General features: G+C 54.5%; 1 protein-coding gene. It reads left to right on the top strand.

Annotated features, from left to right (window positions below):
- Positions 1–211, top strand: a 211-nt coding sequence (locus tag AC07YC_RS14350; protein WP_494919716.1) for a hypothetical protein, incomplete at both ends; no start/stop codon positions are given.

The raw sequence follows: 211 nt of genomic DNA, 5'->3' as shown, positions 1-211 counted from the left end.
CTACCGGAACTACTGGTGATATTGGACCTACTGGCGTTACTGGTGCTACAGGGGCTATCGGGGCTACTGGTGTTACCGGAGCTACTGGTGTTACCGGAACTACAGGTTCTACTGGCGCTACTGGCGCTACTGGTGTTACCGGAGCTACTGGTGTTACTGGAACTACTGGTGCTACTGGCGCTACTGGTGTTACCGGAACTACTGGTGCTAC

Source organism: Lysinibacillus sp. GW247-5R2A, assembly GCF_059424475.1.
This window is presented reverse-complemented; position numbering and strand designations above follow the sequence as displayed.